Annotated in this window: 14 protein-coding genes; 7 read left to right on the top strand and 7 right to left on the bottom strand. The window is 50.8% G+C overall.

The features are described 5' to 3' along the window. Positions 1–47: 47 nt before the first annotated feature. Positions 48–1,640 (top strand): hypothetical protein, encoded by a 1,593-nt coding sequence (locus ACQ6WK_RS08065; protein WP_432800231.1) that lies wholly within the window; start codon positions 48–50, stop codon positions 1,638–1,640. Here the strand turns inward: ACQ6WK_RS08065 and ACQ6WK_RS08060 are convergent. From ACQ6WK_RS08060 to ACQ6WK_RS08035, 6 genes are all read right to left on the bottom strand, one after another. Continuing rightward, positions 1,632–2,234: a nitroreductase family protein gene (locus tag ACQ6WK_RS08060; RefSeq protein WP_432800230.1), complete on the bottom strand. Its 603-nt coding sequence runs from the start codon at positions 2,232–2,234 to the stop codon at positions 1,632–1,634. The genes ACQ6WK_RS08065 and ACQ6WK_RS08060 overlap by 9 nt on opposite strands. Before the next feature lie 23 nt (positions 2,235–2,257). Next, positions 2,258–4,060: a hypothetical protein gene (locus ACQ6WK_RS08055; RefSeq protein ID WP_432800229.1), complete on the bottom strand. Its 1,803-nt coding sequence runs from the start codon at positions 4,058–4,060 to the stop codon at positions 2,258–2,260. 131 nt (positions 4,061–4,191) lie between these two features. Then, positions 4,192–5,487: a phosphopyruvate hydratase gene (eno, locus tag ACQ6WK_RS08050; RefSeq protein ID WP_432800228.1), complete on the bottom strand. Its 1,296-nt coding sequence runs from the start codon at positions 5,485–5,487 to the stop codon at positions 4,192–4,194. Between the two features lie 256 nt (positions 5,488–5,743). Then, entirely contained in the window at positions 5,744–5,893 is a 150-nt protein-coding gene (locus ACQ6WK_RS08045) for a large ribosomal subunit protein bL34 (RefSeq protein WP_432800227.1), read from the bottom strand. 52 nt (positions 5,894–5,945) lie between these two features. Further along, the gene (locus ACQ6WK_RS08040; protein ID WP_432800226.1) at positions 5,946–8,483 is read right to left on the bottom strand and encodes a hypothetical protein; all 2,538 of its coding nucleotides are present in this window, start codon (positions 8,481–8,483) and stop codon (positions 5,946–5,948) included. A 128-nt stretch (positions 8,484–8,611) separates the two neighbouring features. Further along, positions 8,612–10,714 (bottom strand): hypothetical protein, encoded by a 2,103-nt coding sequence (locus ACQ6WK_RS08035; RefSeq protein ID WP_432800225.1) that lies wholly within the window; start codon positions 10,712–10,714, stop codon positions 8,612–8,614. Between the two features lie 410 nt (positions 10,715–11,124). Here ACQ6WK_RS08035 and rnc point away from each other — a divergent pair, with 410 nt between their 5' ends. Further along, positions 11,125–11,886 (top strand): ribonuclease III, encoded by a 762-nt coding sequence (rnc, locus tag ACQ6WK_RS08030; RefSeq protein WP_432800224.1) that lies wholly within the window; start codon positions 11,125–11,127, stop codon positions 11,884–11,886. A 13-nt stretch (positions 11,887–11,899) separates the two neighbouring features. Here the strand turns inward: rnc and bcp are convergent, their stop codons facing one another. Continuing rightward, positions 11,900–12,400, bottom strand: a complete 501-nt coding sequence (gene bcp / locus ACQ6WK_RS08025) for a thioredoxin-dependent thiol peroxidase (RefSeq protein WP_432800223.1) — start codon at positions 12,398–12,400, stop codon at positions 11,900–11,902. 121 nt (positions 12,401–12,521) lie between these two features. Here bcp and ribF point away from each other — a divergent pair, with 121 nt between their 5' ends. From ribF to ACQ6WK_RS08000, 5 genes are all read left to right on the top strand, one after another. Next, positions 12,522–13,502, top strand: a complete 981-nt coding sequence (ribF, locus tag ACQ6WK_RS08020) for a riboflavin biosynthesis protein RibF (protein WP_432800222.1) — start codon at positions 12,522–12,524, stop codon at positions 13,500–13,502. Positions 13,503–13,579: 77 nt separating this feature from the next. Further along, positions 13,580–14,629, top strand: coding sequence for a DHH family phosphoesterase (locus ACQ6WK_RS08015; RefSeq protein WP_432800221.1), 1,050 nt, complete (start codon positions 13,580–13,582; stop codon positions 14,627–14,629). Positions 14,630–15,327: 698 nt separating this feature from the next. Continuing rightward, positions 15,328–15,900: a dCTP deaminase gene (gene dcd / locus ACQ6WK_RS08010; RefSeq protein WP_432800220.1), complete on the top strand. Its 573-nt coding sequence runs from the start codon at positions 15,328–15,330 to the stop codon at positions 15,898–15,900. 16 nt (positions 15,901–15,916) lie between these two features. Next, entirely contained in the window at positions 15,917–16,414 is a 498-nt protein-coding gene (locus ACQ6WK_RS08005) for a hypothetical protein (protein WP_432800219.1), read from the top strand. Between the two features lie 133 nt (positions 16,415–16,547). Continuing rightward, the gene (locus ACQ6WK_RS08000; RefSeq protein ID WP_432800218.1) at positions 16,548–20,081 is read left to right on the top strand and encodes an adenosylcobalamin-dependent ribonucleoside-diphosphate reductase; all 3,534 of its coding nucleotides are present in this window, start codon (positions 16,548–16,550) and stop codon (positions 20,079–20,081) included. Positions 20,082–20,235 lie beyond the last annotated feature (154 nt).

The raw sequence follows: 20,235 nt of genomic DNA, 5'->3' as shown, positions 1-20,235 counted from the left end.
TCAAGGCCAATCTTTTGATGATATACGTGGCACTTGTGGAGATGGTTATGCCTGTTACTTCAATTCGTCTGTATGCATTGATACTGTTTGCGTTAATATTTGGTATGTTGGCGACAGCAGCATATTCTCAACACACGCTACCTGAAGGCCACAACAAGAACTCACCGCTCGGTACCAATCTTGCTGGCATCACCGATTGGTCAACACAATATCCATTCAATGATCTTTTCAAAACTTCTCGTCCTTGGATTTCAGGATCATCTTCGCAGTGGAACGATAAGCGATCAATCGATGTGGATTCTCATGGATGGGTCACCCGTCTCAAGCCCGGTCGGATTGCACGCACCATCATGCTTGTTGATAATCTTTCTACCTATTTTCCCGGGCGGTACATCGTCGAATATGAAGGCCAAGGTAAGATTATCTATGGCGGTGCTGGACGTGTGGATCAAGAGCATTCTAAGCCCGGAAAGCATATTGTTGATGTGACGCCAAGACAGGGCGGTGGTTTTTTTCTGGAGATTCATGAGACCGATCCCGGGGACTATATCCGGAATATTCGTGTGTACAAGCAAGGTCATGCACCAAAGGAGCATGGGTTATTCAACAAAAACTTTATTGAAAGTCTCCATGGTTTTCGTGCGGTACGTTTTATGGATTGGCAGGTTATTAACGATACCAAACTCCAGTACTGGGAGGATCGGCCGCGCCTTAGTGATGCAAGATGGCGACATGAAGGGGCACCAATCGCGGTGCTTGTGGCTTTAGCTAATCAAGCGAAGGTTGATCCATGGTTTTGCATGCCGCACACCGCGGATGACGATTATGTTCAGCGCTTTGCACAGCAAGTCGCAAATAACCTTGAATCGGGTCGAACAATTTATATTGAGCACTCCAATGAGGTTTGGAATAACATGTTTGCTGCGTCAAAGTATGCGCAAGATAATGGCTTAAAGCTTGGCCACACTGAAAATCGTTGGCACGCAGGTTGGCAATATTACAGTAAACGTTCGGTTGAGATATTTAGTATTTGGTCGGAAGTAATTGATCCAAACAAACACAAGCTTGTCCGTGTGATGGGCGGTTTTGCTGCAAATGCATGGGGATCTGAACGCGCTCTTGAATTTAATGATGCTTATAAGCATACAGATGCGATTGCGATTGCCCCCTATTTTGGTGGTTCTTTTGGTAGCCGTGAGCAAGCCAGTAAAACAAGGCAAATGTCATCTGCTGAGTTGCTTAAACAGCTGACCGCGATTTCTTTGCCGCGCGCATTGGCGAACATAGAAAAGCATGGAATACTGGCGCGAAAATATAATGTTGATCTGATTGCGTATGAGGGTGGTCAGCATTTAGCCGCGTGGCATGTGCAGCCCAATGATTCTATCAACAAACTTTTCGATGATGTTAATCGGCAACCCGAGATGGGCAAGCTTTATCAACGCTATCTGACGGGCTGGAAAAAATCAGGTGGCCAACTTTTTATGCACTTTACCGATATCGGTCGGTGGTCGAAATGGGGACGGTTTTCACATTTTGAATACCTCGGTCAGCCTGCATCAGAATCACCGCGATATCAAGTGATGATGCGATTCATCAAAGAGCATCCGCAGTGGTGGACGGAATCACCATCAGAATAGATCGCTTGCTTCGCCCCATGTTTGTCCAAACACGATTTCATTAAATCCTTTGCGAGTACGTTCTGCTGCTTCCTGCTCACGCATCCAATCTTCCGGCAGATCATTTTCATTGCCAAGATAACCAACTGCAATGGCGGTCACAGGCTCAAAACCATCAGGAATCTGGTAGGCATCACGCACTTTTTGAAGATCAACACCTGCCATTTGATGAAGATATAATCCGTCCTCTGTGGCTTGATGTGTCATATTGCCGATCGCAAGTCCTAAGTCATGTATTGCGACGCGGTTTGGCTTGCCATTTTTTGCAAAAGAAGTTGAGATGGCAGTAAGAATGAGCATCGATGCATTTTTTGCCCAAGCTTGATTCGCTTCAAGTAGGCAACCAATGGCTTTCTCAAACGCAGCGCTGTTTTCTTTGCGAGCCACGATGAATCGCCAAGGCTGCTCGTTGTAACTGGATGCTGCCCAGCGTGCTGCTTCAAAGAGACGATGTAATTTTTCGGTTTCTACCGGTTTGTTTGCAAAGGATCGTGGGCTCCAGCGTGTCACGAGGTGTTTATGTATTTTATAGTGTGTTTTTGCGTGTTTGCTCATTGGTGTGCCTCTGTGTTTATAGTCTAAAGGCCGTGTTCGAGCATGGCCTGATTGGTCAGGATTTCAAGCTGAAATTGTTGTAGAGATGGATCTGCCCATACCCAGAACGGTTGCATTCTGTTTGACGCAAAATCATTGAGTAGGTGTATCCATCGCTGTTGATCTAGCAATATAGTCAAGCTTTCACGTTCCTGCTGAACAGGATCAAACATCATTCGGATCGCGTTTGCCCGATTCTCATCATCCATATACAACATCGCGAGCCAAACAATGGCGTTGTCGAATTGGCTATGATTGAGGAGTGTCGTTGGGTGAAAATTTTCTTGTATCCTATGATCAGTCATCCATTTCGCGATCTTAGCTGTTTGCTTGAGCGTCCAATCTGTGGTTGCTTCAGAAATATCATTGATATCGTCTTGTAACAGTCCGGTCGTGATGTGCAGGGTGCATAGCGCTATGTTACTTCTGGTGTCATTGTCTTCGACCAGTTTTTTTCTGAGTTTGATGAGTTGATCCGTGTTTAATGTGGTGGCTGCGATATGGGCTGCGAGGCAAACGATCGGCGTCTGATCACTTCGTAATGCCTCATAAAAATATTCTGGTTGCGGATAGACGGCATATCGCATGGAAATGATCTTGAGCAAAGGTGGCTCACCATCAAATGGAGCCCATGTTACTTTCTTCTCATGGGCATTGCTTTCGACCACGGCGAGTTTGACCAATGAACCAAAAGGATCATTCTCGGGGCGGGTTTGTGTATGGCCAATACCAAATCTATAGCTTGCAGCGGTAACAAGTGGGTACTGAAACGCATCGTCCCCGGGTTCTTCCGCATGGATGGCGAGTGCAAACTCATTTCGGCTGAGCGGTTTTCTATGGATATTGGGTTGAGGCGAGCTTAGGATCGCTCGCCAGATCGCCACTTGATCATCAACCTCAATCTTTTCACGTTCTAATTCAAGTAAATTTAATATCGCTTGTTGCGTACGTTCTTGTTTTGATTGATGCAAAGGATAGATTGCTAGTGTGCGATAGCTTTTGTCGTGTAGCGTGCGGACGAGATCATTTTCTTGCGGCTTTTTGATCTGCATCATCGCCCAAAGCTTCGCTTCACTTGCGCCTAGGCTCGGTTTGGTGTTTGGATCAAAACGATCATATTCATCAATGAGTCCAAGTAGCCCGCGCAAAATCCACGCATGTCGTTGTACAGCATCACTGCCCGATTGTGAGAAGTTCTTGATGGTATTATGTGATACTACTCGGCTTTTTGCATCAAGCCTATTATTGAGGAATGCAAGACTAAACAGTATTTGCCGCTGAATCGTTTCCAGATTCCCCGCTCCATGTTTCGCCTCGTCAAGTGATGATTCAATCGCCAGCAACATGTTCAATACACGTTTTGAATCGTATGTGCCTTCAAGCTTCCGTACTTCTTCGCAAACCAGCAATTTCCCACTCGGATCATCTTGCTTGCTTATTGCTTCCAGCCAGCGAAGCCAAATATTCATTGGAACTTTTTCTCGCTCCCATATCATGGCGCCATTGAGCATTTCAGCCGTCTGCAGGATGCCGGCATCGTTGGCATATTCCAAGGTGCCAAAAATATCACGGCTAATCTTATCGCGTTTTATCTCATCACCATTCAATGAGTCAATAAGCCCATTCAAAGCTTGCTGGCGTATGTGATGATCATTTGATTGGATGGCTGCGAGTTGATTGCGGTGCGACCACCACGGTAAAACCAATGCGACCGTCGGAACGATCGTTGCAATCAGGATCACATAAATCAGTACAACACGTTTATATCCTCGGCGGCCCGTGTTCATGTCTCGCATCCAAGCATTATATCCCACCGTCGTGGGACACCATAGAAAAACACCCCTCTTCAAAATGAAAAGGGGTGCGAGAGTCATGCAATTTTTATGCGGCATTTGTAATAGCCGCTTATGCCATCAGCTTATTTGCGCCACTGGCCATAGACTGCCTGATCGCCAAGTTCTTCTGCGATACGCAGAAGCTGATTATACTTCGCATTACGGTCTGAGCGGCAAGGAGCGCCGGTCTTGATCTGGCCGCAGTTTGTCGCAACCGCAATGTCAGCGATGGTCGCGTCTTCGGTTTCACCAGAGCGGTGCGAGAGGACTGCGGTGTAGCCGCTGTGCTGTGCGAGGTTGACTGCGTCGAACGTTTCACTCAGTGTACCAATCTGATTGACCTTCACGAGAATCGAGTTGGCGGTGTCGTTGTCGATGCCCTTCTGGAGGAACTTCTTGTTGGTGACAAACAGGTCGTCGCCGACGAGTTGAACCTTGTCGCCGAGTTTTTCGGTGAGCTTCTTCCAGCCAGCCCAGTCGTTTTCGGCGAGGCCGTCTTCGATGGAGCGGATTGGGTACTTGTCGCACCAGTCAGCCCAGATCGCGATCATGTCGTCGGCACTGATGACTTCGCTCGGGTTCGAGCTGAAGAAGCAGTAGCCCTCTTTGCCGAGTTTTTCAGCTTCGTTCCAGAGTTCGGAAGTCGCTGGGTCGAGTGCGACGAAGATCTGTTCGCCGAACTTGTAGCCTGACTTGTCGACAGCTTCTTCGATGACCTGAAGTGCTTCTTCGTTGCTCTTGAGGTTTGGCGCGAAGCCGCCTTCATCACCAACGGCGGTAGACAGGCCGCGGTCAGAAAGAACGCCTTTCAGCTTGTGGTAGATTTCAACGCCAGCACGGACCGCTTCGCCGAAGTTGTCGAAGCCCCAAGGCTGGATCATGAATTCCTGGAAGTCCACGGTGTTGTCCGCGTGCTTACCGCCGTTGAGGATGTTCATCATTGGGCAGGGCAGGGTCTTGGCACCGGTGCCGCCGAGGTAGCGGTACAGTGGCAGGCCACTAGCTTCAGCACCTGCATGAGCGACAGCCATAGATACGCCGAGAATACCGTTGGCGCCGAGGTTGCCTTTGTTTTCCGTGCCATCGAGTTCAAGCATGACAGCGTCAATGTATTCCTGATCACGAGCATCAATGCCCATGAGTTCAGGTGCGATCTGTGAGTTGACGTTTTCAACAGCCTTCTCGACGCTCTTGCCGAGGTAGTAGTCCTTGTCGCCGTCACGCAGCTCGACCGCTTCATTTTCACCGGTTGATGCGCCACTTGGCACCATCGCTCGGCCGGTCGTGCCGTCGGCCAGATGAACCTCGACTTCTACCGTCGGATTACCGCGGGAGTCCAGCACCTGTCTGCCGTGTACGATCTCAATCTCAAAGCTCATGATCAGTTAACCTCATGTTTTGTTGGAGTAAATAAGGAGGGAAAGGCGGTTGCCTAGACCTGAATCTTAATCGCATCCACCTTCCACGACAAATCTTCAGAGTTAAAGGTTTGTTATTCCCTGCGTGTTGGAGCGGCGGCTAGAACGACATGGTTGTGTTTCATTTCTAAGGCGCGTAAAAAATGAGCAGGCTGCACACAGTCATACCTGCTCAATCATGTCGATTTTAATGCCCGTTGGGGCTTGTCATTCCGACTTAGAATGAACGTCTCACGTTCACGCTACGGCCGAGCGAACGCTTGCGGTTCACCATCTTGCGGCCTTTTGAGGTCCGCATGCGGGCGCGGAATCCGAACTTGCGAGCACGTTTAATCAAACTACGACGTTTTGGATAATGCGTTGCCATGTTTCCATACTCCGTGATGCCGGGGCTTTAAAGTCCGTTTACCCGACGTAAATCACTTAATATCAATTAGTTGCCGTTTAAGCACGTAGTTGCCACGTGCGTCCGTAACCTTCAAGGTCACCACGTGTTCCCCCTTCGGAAGGTCGGTAAGTTTAACCGAGAACGCTTCTTGTGTCGAATCGAAGATCAAGTCTTCTGGTAGTACCGGCGTGAAGAATTTATCATCGTCCACGACATAGGCAATCCCGTGGATCGGTGACCATCGATCCGCGGCTGTGCCCAACAAAGTGGCCGCACCACCTTCAATTGCAATCTTCAAGTTTTGCACTTCCGGAGCGGAATTATCCACGAGCACCGGCTCGCTTCGTCTTGTATAGCTTAGCGCCATGTCGCCTGGATTGTCCAAACGGTCGCTTGCCATCACTCGGACATAGTACCAGCCGTCCGGTGACCGCAGCGAGGTGTTCCATTCAAAATTATTCTGCTCGATATCCGTAGCCACATCCACCCAAGCTGTTGAGCCAGATGGCTGGAATTGAATCGCATACAGGAGCTTGTCCCCGTTGGGGTCGTGTGCTTCCCATTCGATATTCATATTGGGATTAGGCTGTCCAAGCTGACTTTCCGCTTGTGCCTGACCCTTTTGCGGCTCTGTATAGCTAGTCTTCACACTCGTGATCATTGGCCGTAGGTTCGGCGTCACATACGCCAATTCCACACGGCCTACGACAGGACTGTTGTCTGAATCGCCGGTCAATGTCACGCGGTACTGAACAAATCTTGCTGGCGGTGAGTTCACCACCATCTGTCGTGGTTGCAAGGGCGATTCGTTTGCTCCCGGCATGAATGCCTGCGCTACGCTCCATTCGCTCCACGGTGCAAGTTCTGGATTTGCAACATTGCCGCTGCGTGTTTCGACAGTTACGCTCGTCCCGTCTGGGATGTTGGCAGTTACGCGGAGTGTTCCCCAAAGACTGACTTGTCCAGCATCAAGCACAGCACTGGTAAACGTGCCGCGTGTTTCTTTACCTGCCTCGGTAAGATCAATCAGCTGCGCTGGGTTTGCAGTCCCTACCAAGACACCGCTTTCGGTGTAGTCCAGTGCCGGCACTTGTTCAGCGTCAAGATTAGATACGATCGTGACTTCGCTCGTCGTGGGATCAATACGGAAGATTTGTCCCTCGTTGCCGGTACCGACTAGGAGCTTGCCGTCGTCTTCAATCATCTTCAAGATCATGACTGATTCGCGGAACACCTGACTTACAAAGCCATCACGATCAATTTTATAGATTGCGTTGCCTTGCTGTGGCCCTTGGTTACCACCTTTGGCTCGGCTCACGTTTGGTGCTTTCTTGCCGCTCTTCGTACCAGCCGGTGCTTGCAAGGTGCCGCTCTTACGGGCAGCCGCCAATTTTTCTCGTACAAGATCACGTAAACGATCGCGTTGCTCCGGTGTGGGCTCCACAACCTCAGCACCGATTTCTTCCTGTTCCTTGGCAATTGCTTCCGCAGACGGTCCATCGTCATTTGATGCTTCATCTGCGGCTTCTGGTGCATCACCTTCATCTGTAGCTGCCGTGTCGTCTTTGGTTTCAGCGACTGCGTCATCTTCCGCGACAGGTTCAGGTTTCGGTGCAACGTCTGGCAGATCGCCTGGGTTTTCACCTTCGCCCGCTTCGCCTTCGATTTTCTCAAGCGTTTCGCCGCCTTCACTTGGGCGACCCTTCTCTTGACCTTCAGCTTCACTCATGCGGCCGGGCTTTGCCATATTCGCATCGGCTGTGCCTGCATATACATTGCCATTTTTGGCTACAAGCAGTGCGCCGATTTCAGGTTCAGCCGCATCAAGAATGACAAACTTTTCGAGCTTATCAGTACCTACGCCACTGATGCGGTAGACCAAGCCATCTGTATCCGTTCCCGCATACAAAAGTCCTTCATCATCTTCCGCCAGGCAAAGCACGTTTACCTGCTCAGCATCTAAGATTTCAATCAGCCCCTTGTTTTCGCCTTCTTCCGCTTCAGCATTAAAATCTTTCGGCATGATCCCCAACACACGCCCTTCGATCCCTGTCGCAATCACGATCATCTCGCCACGTACTAGGATATCCCAGATGTACCGCACATTCTCTAGCTTCGCGATTTCTTTCAGTGTGCCATCATCTTCAAGCACCGACAGGGAACTGGTTTCATCGCTTACACCGACAAGTAGCTTGCCGTTGTATTCACCGAGTGTAAAGATCTGGCCGCTCTCTAGTTCGAGCACGGTCTTGATCTCATCGCCTTCTTTCTTGAGTAGTTTTGCTTCCGCTCCTGCAGCTAGATAAACCACACCCCCCACTTGCTGCACGTCGTAGACAATGCTCGCTTGCTCCGGCATTTCGCCGATGACTTCCGCCTGAGCCGACAATTTAATGTCACCCAAGTTCGTCACCACTGTGTTGTCGGTTGTGCCGGTATCAAAGACCGCCTCGGTGGATTCGACAAACGCATCAGGTTGGATTGCCATGCTGGTCGCGCTGAGTGTCAGCACCCCGCACGCAAGACCTAATCCCATTTTCCTTGTTCGACTCATTCGACTTAAATTCATAAGGCGTTCCTTCGCTGCCTGTCATATTGTTCTAAGTTAGTTCGCCCTAGCAGATGAATGGTTCATCGGCTGGTGGTTGATCTCCCGTGCCCTACATCATGCTGTCCGCATATCATCAATCCTCGGATTTATTCTGTTGCGCTTGCGATGCCTTCGGCTTTTTTCACTACCTTCACTTGGAAGTTCAACGCGCCTTGGACTGCCAAACCGGTATTGATTTCCGATTCCGCAAATTCAACATACGGTGTTGCATACGTGTTCGTTTTATTCATGATCATCGCACGACGACTTGACGGCAAGCCTGGCAAAGCAGATCGGCCAATTGCGATTCCCTTGTCTGCCAGGTTCATGACCAAGTACATCGAATCATGCTTCACACCCAGCACGATCTTTAGCACCTCATAAAGATCATCTACGTTGGTGATTTTCGTTAAGTGCGGCTGTGTTGCTAGCTTCATTGAAGAGTATTGCTGTGCATTGGCAATCATTAAATTGTAGTTGCCTTCTGGCGTGTCTTTCGGCACAGTGATCGATCCGTGCAATTCTTTTAATTCTCCGCCATACTTTTGCACCGTGAAGGTGACATCGACTTGATCGCCTGGAGCGACATCGGCCTGATCGATCCGTGCTGAAACCAATGTTGCTGATTCAACACCCTTGGTGACCTCAACCTCAACCTCAAATCCTTTGATTTTCAGTTGCTCAAACGGATTGTTTGTCATCGCCATCATGGCTGGCAATGCGCCGAACACAATGTCAGTTGCGCCCGCATTTGGGGAAAACACTTTCGATTCAAGCTCGCGGCCACCACTAAATTGAATCTTCATCTTGGCACGCATCGTGCATAATGGCGGCACATCTTGCACTGCTGTGATACTTTGCAGTGAACTGACGAGTGTTAAAATCGGGGTCAATGTCGGATGGTCTACCACACGGTATTGATAGCTCCGTTCAGGTTGATTTGGTAATTTAACTTTCACCTTTACGGGTGCGGTGCTGTAGTAATCTCCTGCAAGGCCTGCCACCGCAGCAGATTCATCCTGCCCGATTGTTCCAGCCATCTTCAAACTGCTTGATTGCTTAAAGCTGATCGATTGGCGCGGCACGACAAAATGCACATACCCAGTTGCCAACGGCACGTTCGTATAGCCTTGTCCAAACATCGCGTGGCCGAATCCAAGTACCCGACCATCTGGCATGACATCTGTCACCGTTCCTGTCGCGGCCATGAGCATATCACCATAAACCAATGGGATACTTAGCACGCCGCCGGGTTGGATTTTTGTGTTCTCATCAATCCCCGGTGTTGGCTTGCCGCCCAAGAGTGCATCGCCGCCGCCCACCACTGTTGCATACGGTGTGATGTTAAATCGCTCTAGCATCGGTTTGGCAAAGGTTGCTGCCGCTTCACTCCCCACACCCATCGGTAACATCATTGCCTGCGTGCCTACCACTTTTTCTTGTGCGGTAGTAACTTGCTCTTTCGTTTCTTCCGTTTCCCCCATCAACTTCATGACCTGATCAAGCACATGCCGTTTGTCATCACTCACGCCTTGCTTATCTGCAAAACGCGCCAGCGTTCGCAAGCTCCGCAAACCGTTTTCATATCCCAACCCCGCAACTTTGGCTTCCGAACCTTCCTTTGCTTCTTCTAATTCTTCGACATCAATTCGGCTGCCAACATTTCGCATGTACGCGATAGGTTGCACACCTGCCAAGCAATATTTCACTTCCGAAAAACCAAACGCAAAGGCGCCAATCAAGCGGCCACCTTCGCCGATCGTTCCTTCCTCGTCTTCTTCCCAAAGATAAATTGGTGAGCCACTCATTCCTTGCACCGGGCCTGATTGGTTCAGTCGCGGCTCAATACATTTGATCCACACCGTCGCCATCTTCGGCGACCCGTCCGGGATCACGCTCACCACTTCCACCGGGAACGGCTCAATCTTCGTCCCGTGGAACACAGTCATCCCATAGCCCTTCATCCCAACCCGCACCTCGCTCACAGGCATTGTCACCTGCGCCTTGGCCGGGACATCAATCAGCGCGCCGCGATCGGCCGCAGCGGTTTTTTCTCCGCTCGGCGACTCGATCAAGCTTTGTCCGTTTACAAAGTTTCCTATCCCAAGAACAAAACTCAGTCCAGCAGCCACGCTCAGCATAGGCCGGTAAAAACCTACCCGTACGCCAAACAAACCGCTCCGCTTCCCAGATCTTTTCAATTCATCCATGATATGCGTGTTCTATCCTTTACAGATGATCAAGACAATCATCAATTGTGTGGCATGTAAAAGTTATAAATCGGCCATTACATCATCCTCTCTGGAAACGTGTATGACCCGATATCTATGACGGATTGCCCATTCATCTGTTTCATCCGTTTATAGAGCCGAAACCAATATAAGATGTTTCTCCGGCGAGCAACACACTCACGTGGGATAAACTTGCGATTCTTTTAGATGATTCCGTTGCCAATCCCCACTACAATATTTGCAGCCCCGCTGACGTAGCGGCACGAGGGTTCGGGCCACCGCCCCGCCGCGTCACCGGATCGGCAAAGAAAGTTGATTATCACACCAAATTAACTTTAACTGCCATATCGACCTTCTGCAATGACTTCGGCCCGTTCTGCGATCACTTCATGAATGACAAGGCCCATTCCGTCCTGAACTACACGTTCAAAAACCCCAAGCTCCTCGAAGAAGCGCTCACGCACGCATCTTTCGCTGACTCTCGGCTTGAATCCAACGAACGTATGGAATTCCTCGGTGATGCTGTTCTCGGCTTCGTTGTCTGTGATTACCTCTACGAGAAATTTCCCGAGCTTCTCGAAGGCGAACTGACCAAAATCAAATCTGCCGTTGTCTCTCGCCGCGTCTGCGCTCAGATCTCAGAGGAAATTGACCTCGTCTCACTACTTAGTCTTGGCAAAGGCATGGTCGGACGCCCCTCACTTCCTTCGTCAGTTGCAGCGGCTGTCTACGAATCTGTGATTGCTGCAATTTATCTTGATGGCGGTTTCGACCCCGCACGAAAATTTATCCTTGAGCATCTTACCCCCATCATTGACGATGCAGAACAATCCTCGCACCAACAAAATTTCAAATCTGTTCTTCAGCAATACGCACAGAAGCATTTTCCTGTGAACCCGTCCTATGTGCTGCTCGATGAGAAAGGTCCCGATCACGCGAAATGCTTCGAGGTTGCTGTTGAGATCGACTCTCGCCAGTTCTCTTCCGCTTGGGCTAACTCGAAGAAAGAATCCGAACAGAAGGCTGCACTCAATGCACTGGTCGAATTGGACCTTGCCACCATCGACGGGAAAGAGAACGTCCACCTCACTCCTGCCGCCACCGCGCCTCCACCGACGGCGCCAACCTCCGAACCCCCGGAAACAGAATGATCGTTTGGTCGCATTACTGTTGTAATGTTTCGATCATTTCACGTACTGCCGAGACATGATCCTTCACGCGCACCTTCCCCCATTTCGCGGCAATTTTTCCGGATGGATCGATCACATATGTTGTCCGTACTACTCCCATAAACTTCCGTCCATACAAGCTCTTTTCCTGCCACACCCCGTATTTTTCGCACACCTTCTTTTCCACATCTGCCAACAAACTAAACGGCAGGTCGTATTTTCCTGCAAATTTCCCATGACTGGTGACATCGTCCGGACTCACCCCCAGCACTACTGCATCTAAACCTGTAAACACTTCGATCTCATCACGAAATGCGCAAGCTTCAGTCGTGCAGCCGCTGGTGTTGTCCTTCGGATAAAAGTAAAGCACGACCCATTTCCCTTTGTGATCTGACAGCTTCACTTTTTCACCGGACTGATCCGCAAGTGTAAAGGCTGGCGCTTTTTTGCCTACCTCAATGCCATATGATTTTTTTGCGACTTTTTTCTTTGCCATCACATCATCCTCAAGCATTTAATGATTCATTTAAACCCACACGCTTCGCGGAAAGGGTCTTTTCATTCATCCAAACCATCCGCACGCAACTTTCGCCATTCCCCGCTATCATATCAACATCATGCCTCCGCAACCCTCCATCATGACCATCGGCAATTTCGACGGCTTCCACCGTGGGCATCAGCACATCCTTGCACTCGCCAAATCTCTAGCAGACAAACATGATGACAAGCTCATTGCTATCACTTTCGATCCCCACCCGATCGCTATCCTGAATCCGGGCAAAACACCGACTCGTTTGACCACTATTGAGCGTCGTATTGAGCTTCTCAAAGCTGCTGGTGCAACCGAGGTTGTTGTTCTTAAGCCCACGCGGCAGCTGCTCGCAGAATCTCCCGAGCAGTTTGTCCAACAAATTGTCGATCAGTATCACCCGATTGCCTTTGTCGAAGGTGCTGATTTCCGCTTTGGGCATGAGCGTGCCGGCGACATCAATCTCCTTCGTCAGCTCGCTGAGCAGTACAACTTCACCGTCCATACTCCCGACACCCTTAATATCACCCTCACCAATAACCATATCGCTCCTGTGCGGTCCTCGCTCATCCGTTGGCTCATCGGGCAGGGGCGTGTTGCCGATGCGGCGGTTTCCCTCGGACATCCCTATACCCTCACCGCCTCGGTTGTTCGTGGTGCGCAGATGGGTCGCAAGATTGGATTCCCTACCATCAATCTTTGCAACGGCCATACTGCCGCCTTTCAGCTCCCTCTGCACGGTGTTTATGCTGGGACAGCTACCTTCCCGCACCTTCCCGATCAAATCTTTACTGCCGCGATCTCTGTCGGCCTCAAGCCCACCTTTGAAAACAAACAAAAACAACTCTTCATCGAGGCCTATTTGCTCGATACCGACCTCGACCTCTACGACAAAACCGTCCATCTCTCCTTTACCGCTTGGATTCGTGATCAGCTTGCGTTTAGTTCTGTGGATGATCTGATTGCCCAGATGCACCGGGATGTCGCGCAAGTCAGGTGTTTTGCTCTAAAAAATAGGCATGAACCTCTCGCTGTTACCGCTTTACAATCCCAATCAGATAGCCGATAAAACAATCACTCCCCCTCACCTCACCCCACACTCGCAGACCACCCATGCAACCTGCGCATCAAAGGAAATACAGGACATTGAGTCAATACACCTCGAATATATCGCTCACGCAGGCTGCGGACATCATCAAGCAGATGCCGCAGCCCATCGCTGTTGTTACGCATGCTAAGCCTGATGGCGACGCGCTTGGTTCTGTCTTAGCGATCACCCAAGCGATCCGCGTTCTGGATATTGATGTACAAGGCTACCTTGTCCCGCCGATTCCGCAGAATTTTGATGTACTTCCCGGCTTCTCCTCTATTCAGGCGATAGACAGCCCCGATGCGCTTGCTAATGCCGCCTCGTTTTTGCTTTTGGATACAGGCGCTAAATCACAAGTTGCTTTTACTTGCGACACGCTCGTGGCAAATGCCGACAACCTCATGATTATTGATCATCATCTTTCTGGCGATATCCCCGCCAAGCACAGGTACATCGATTCAAATGCGGGCGCTTGCGCCGAGATTATTTACGAACTTGCCAATATCCTTACCGCTGATTTGACCCTTGATTCTCAGGCCAAAAATATCATTAACAGCGCGATCTTCACCGGCATTGTCTCTGACACCGGATGGTTTCGTTTTTCCAACACCCGGCCAGTGACACATCGCATTGCTGCTGACCTGATCGAGCAAGGCATTGATCATGCTGAACTCTTCCAAAAGCTCGAGCAAACAGAGCGGCCCGAGAAACTCAAACTCCTCATCCGTGCGATTGATTCATTGGAATTGCTTCTCGATAACCGCGTCGCGATCATGTCGCTGTCGCTCGAAGATTTTGCTGAAACCGGAGCGTATGAAGAAGAGACTGAGCGGATCGTTGATATCCCACAGAAAGTCGCGACCGTCCAATTGGTTGTTTTGGTCAGTGAAAAACGGGATATAGAAACCGGCGAGACGATTGCACGTATGTCTTTCCGCTCCAAGCCCGGCCCAAATGCCGTCGACGTTGCCCAGCTTGCCTCTCATTTCGGAGGTGGTGGACATGCGCGAGCGGCTGGTGCAAAACTCACTGGCACCATCCACGATCTGCTTCCGGATATTAAGCGAACGCTCAGCAGTGCTCTTTTGGAATCCACAGAGCAATAGATTTTGCCTATTTCTTCCATATTGCCCTGATCTCCGACTTTGAATCGATGCGATTGTGACCTTAGTTTTATCATTGTCGTTGCTTGGCGGTACTTTCCACATGATGTGGCTTTGATGTCTACCCCCATATATTGTGCTTGAATGAGAGATCTTCTCTTAGCGACTCTTTGATTGATCAAATTAACCTGTTTACGAATCTCTAACATACACTACTAGCGATTTAATAAGAACTTACGAATTATTGTGGGTAAATGGTAAAGTGAATGTCGTTCATGACTTTGGTGGAAAACTTGTCTTTGAACTGTCATTTATCCGCATAGAACAAATCTGAAGAAAAATGATAATCTCAAATAAACTCAGTTAGGTATTTGGTTTACAGAAAACAGATGCCTACCATCCACTATGTTTTGGGAATTTACTGCTTGCAGGCACAAGATATGGGGGTACTATTGGTTTCTGAGTCAGCGGCTTCATGGATGTTCCCGCCGCGATTCACATGTTTTTGCATCCGCCACACGCCCGGTCGTGTCGGCATCTCAAAACATGCCCCTTGATGGCCATCCGCTCCGATTCAACCGGTCAGCCAACGGGCACAAACAATCGAACCTGCCGAGTACGGAAGCTCTATGCAAGGTGACGACGACAGACTTACCAGCATTGCATCCTAACCTAAGGCAACGATAAGGGGCTGTTATCTCATGCCAGTGCTATCTGATGCACAAATTAAGCAAACCATCGGCATCGAGCCGTTTGAAGAAAACGTCAAACGCCCGGGGATGGTGTCTTACGGCGTCTCATCCTACGGCTACGACGTGCGTGTTGGCACGCTGTTCAAGATTTTCACCGATGTGTCACCCACCGGCGAACAATCAATTGTCGATCCCAAGGTTTTCCGTGATGAAAATTTTGTCACGGTTGATACTGAAGACACGGGCAAGGACTACGTGATTATCCCGCCGAATTCCTTTGCGTTGTGTGAAACAGTCGAAGTGTTCGACATTCCACGTGACATCCTGGCGATCTGCGTGGGGAAATCGACGTATGCCCGTTGCGGGATCATCGTGAACGTCACGCCGCTAGAACCAGAATGGCGCGGCAAGATCACGATTGAAATCTCCAACACGACACCGCTGCCGGCCAAGATCTATGCGAATGAAGGCATTGCGCAGTTGATCTTTTTGAAGGCGGAAGAGGTTTGCGAGAACAGCTACGCGGACAAGAACGGAAAGTATCAGGATCAGCCGGGGCTGGTTCTGCCGAAAGTTGATTAAGCAAAGGTGGATTGAATTGATAACAAGAAGTGATACATCATTCACGATCCCCAAGCCGCGGAATGTCGCGGGCGAGATATCGATCTATCGTCAGCCGGGCAGTACGCAGGCGATGCTGGTTGAGGTGACGGACATTTATCCGCTGAATGATTGTGGTTTGCGGATTGCGCTGACGGACCCGGTGACGCCGAACGATCAGCCGGTGTTTGAGTACGAGCTCGCCGGTCTTGATTCGGATCATCCGTTGAGCGTGGCTGCACGTTTTGTTGAAGAGCTTGCGACAGACCCACGGTTGGCGCTTCATGCAAGGCCGTTTAAGCAGCGGACTGCAAAGTTGACCGGGCCGATTGAGATCGAGCTTGAGCCGATGGACGGCGGGGATTGGGAAACCACTTGGGGGGTGCGGGTTGATGGGAAGTTGGTCGCGTCGGCAGCGGGTTTGTGCCATGTGACCGCGTTTAAGAAGCTGGTGCGAATTTTGCGTCAGCAGGCAGCGAGACATTCAAGTTCATAAAGCCAAAAATTTTCAGAGGCGCAGCCTAGCCGCTCCGTCACTGTTTTTACGTGCAAATTAATTATTATTTTCAGCGGTACGGATGCTGCTGAACACAACATAAATCATACATCACTATGCAGGGGCTGCATCCATGAGGATATCCAGGCGATTCACCAAAGCAGAGCAGAACGTTTTCGACACTATCGAGTGGGCTAAGCGTTCAAGTAAGATCGCGAATCTCGACGGCTCGGTCGTGTTCGAGATGAACGACGCAGAGATTCCTGCAAGTTGGTCGCAGTTGGCGACAGACATTATGGTCTCGAAGTATTTCCGCAAGGCGGGTGTACCGCAGCTTGATGCGGACGGCAATGTACAGCGTGATGAAGAAGGCAATGTGGTGACCGGGCCGGAGCGTTCGGCTCGTCAGGTGATTGATCGTTTGGCAGATTGCTGGCGCCGTTGGGGCGAGCAACACGACTATTTTGATACAGCAGAGGATGCGCAGGCGTTCTATGATGAGCTTGCCTACATGATGCTCAATCAGATGTGTGCGCCCAACAGCCCGCAGTGGTTTAATACCGGCCTCTACTCATCGTACGGTATTAACGGCCCCGCGCAAGGTCACTACTACACTGACCCCAAAACTGGCCAAACCGTTCAGTCTGAAGACGCCTACTCACATCCACAACCCCATGCGTGTTTTATTCAGTCAGTACATGATGATCTTGTTGGCGAAGGCGGGATCATGGACTTGTGGACACGCGAAGCTCGCCTGTTCAAGTACGGCTCCGGTACCGGCACCAACTTCTCCAATGTGCGCGGCGAAGGTGAATCTCTTTCCGGCGGGGGCAAATCCTCGGGATTGATGTCGTTCCTGCGTATCGGTGACCGTGCGGCTGGCGCGATCAAGTCTGGCGGCACCACCCGCCGCGCCGCCAAGATGGTTTGCCTCGACGTGAACCACCCGGACATCGAAGAGTTCGTCACGTGGAAGGTGCGCGAGGAATTGAAGGTTGCTGCGATGGCGGCAGGCATGAAGCACATGAACAAGCAGCAGCGTGAAGCCGCAGAAGAGTTGGGCTTGACGTTGGATTATGACTTCAATGGCGAAGCGTATGCGACCGTTTCCGGTCAGAACTCGAACAACTCGGTGCGTTTGTCGCACGAGTTTTTCCAGACGGTCGATCAGGATGGCGAGTGGGATTTGGTCCGCCGCACGGATGGGAAGATTTCCAAGACGGTGCGGGCGCGTGAGCTTTGGGACAAGATCGGCAAAGCGGCCTGGCAGTGTGCGGACCCGGGTTTGCAGTATGACGGCACGATCAATGATTGGCACACCTGCCCGGATTCCGGCCGCATTAATGCATCGAATCCGTGTTCAGAGTACATGTTCCTCGACAACACGGCATGCAATCTCGCATCACTGAACCTGCTCACGTTCTACAACAACCAGACTAAAACCTTCGACATCGAATCATTCGAGCACGGCATCAAGCTGTGGACGATCGTGCTGGAAATCTCGGTCCTGATGGCGCAGTACCCATCCGAAGACATTGCGCGTCTGTCCTACGAATACCGTACGCTGGGCCTCGGTTATGCGAACCTTGGTGCCATGCTGATGCAGGCAGGGATTCCGTATGACTCGGATCGTGGTCGCGCGATTTGCGGTTGCATCACGTCGATCTTGACGGGTGCATCGTATGCGACAAGCGCGGAGATGGCCGGCGAGCTTGGCCCATTCCCGGGCTACCACAAGAACAAGAAGCACATGTTGCGGGTGATGCGGAACCATCGCCGAGCAGCATATGGCACACCGCGTGATGCGGAGGCTGGGTCTAACCATGAGTTAGGCAACTATGAAGACCTGACGATTGCGCCGGTGCCGATTGATGATGCGGCACTTGAGAACAGTGATGACGCGTTCGGCAATCTTGCGAATACACATGCACTATTGAATCATGCGAAACAAGCGTGGGATGATGCGCTTGCGCTCGGTGAACAGTTTGGTTACCGCAATGCTCAGACAACGGTGATCGCGCCAACGGGCACGATCGGGTTGCTCATGGATTGTGACACGACCGGGGTTGAGCCGGACTTCGCGCTGGTGAAGTTTAAGAAGCTCTCGGGTGGTGGGTACTTCAAGATTGCCAATCAGTCGCTACGTCCATCACTTGAGTCGCTCGGTTACAACGACGATGAAGTGATCGAGATTATTAAGTATGTGATGGGCACGCTGAACCTTGATGTGGCTATCCCGGATGATGATCAGCAACGTATGTTGTCTGAGTTCCTGCTTGAGAAGGGGCTTGTGAAAGAAGACATTGATAAGTTGGTGGATACGCTGCCGACGATTTTTGAGCTGCAACATGCGTTTAATGCGTGGACGCTTGGCGAAGACGCGATTGAGCGGCTTGGTCTGGCGGCACGTGCTTCTGACCCTTCGTTTGATTTGCTTGAAGCCTTGGGCTTGTCCACATCGCAGATCGAGCGCATGAACAAAACGATCTGTGGCACGCAGATGATCGAAGGTGCACCGGCACTGCGTGATGAGCATCTTGAAGTGTTTGATTGTGCGAACACTTGCGGCCCGGACGGGAAGCGGTTCATCGAAGCCGAAGGTCATATCCGGATGATGGCGGCGTCGCAACCGTTTATCTCGGGTGCGATCAGCAAGACGATCAACTTACCAAACAGCGCGTCGGTTGAAGATATCAAATCGGCGTATCATCTTTCGTGGGAGCTTGGCCTGAAGGCGAACGCGCTTTACCGTGACGGCTGCAAGTTGTCGCAGGTGTTGAATAACAAGGTCGATGCGGATGACGAGGCGGATGATGAAGAATCAATCGCAGCCGCAAAGGAAGAAGTGGCCGCAGAAATCGCACAGCTTGCGACCAATGCTGCGGCTCCTGTCGAGAAGATTGTTGAGCGGATTGTAGAGCGGCCGCTGCGTCGGCGTTTGCCCGACACCCGTGCGAGTAAGACGCACAAGTTCAATGTCGCCGGTCATGAAGGCTACTTGACGGTGGGTTTGTATGAAGATGACACGCCGGGTGAACTGTTCATCACGATGGCGAAGGAAGGTTCGACGATCGGCGGGTTGATGGATTCACTCGGCACAGCGATCTCGGTGGCGTTGCAGTATGGCGTGCCGGTGGAATCACTGGTGAACAAATTTACGCACCAACGATTTGAACCCGCGGGCATGACACACAACCGCGACATCCCATTTGCCAAGTCACTGGTGGACTACATCTTCCGCTGGATCGGCATGGAGTTCATTCCGGGCTACCGCGCAGCCAACGCGCCAAAGCGTCCGGTGAAGGATGAAAAAAAAGCTGCCAGTAAAGCATCGAAGGTGAAAGCCGATGCGGTCGCCAATGGTGAAAAACTCAAAGCATCTAACGGCAATGGAAATGGTAACGGCAAAGCACGTATTGCTGAGACGGTGATTGCTGAATCGCGGTTCAAGGTTGGTCCCAAGGCCGATGAACAAGACCCGGTGACGGCAGCGGTGGTGCCGCGGCCTGAAGCAAATGCTGACGGCACACAAAACTCAGCACTAGCCGCATCGATGCGAGAGATGCAAGCGGACGCACCGGCGTGTGATACCTGCGGCACGATCACGGTCCGTAACGGCACGTGCTACAAGTGTATGAACTGTGGTGCGTCGATGGGTTGCAGCTAATTGATAGATAGTTAAGACGGTCCAAATACCCTCACTGAATGGGAGGTTCAAGCGGTCGCTGCCCGGACGCAGCGAAACAACGGAGTATTCGAGAAAGCATGAGGCTAACGCACGGCCGCGACGATTATTAAACCCGCTTCCTTCTCCCACTTCC

The organism is Poriferisphaera sp. WC338, from assembly GCF_050931845.1.
Lineage (GTDB): Bacteria > Planctomycetota > Phycisphaerae > Phycisphaerales > Phycisphaeraceae > Poriferisphaera.
The sequence above is the reverse complement of the archived record's forward strand: the minus strand, read 5'-3'. Positions and strand labels throughout refer to the sequence as shown.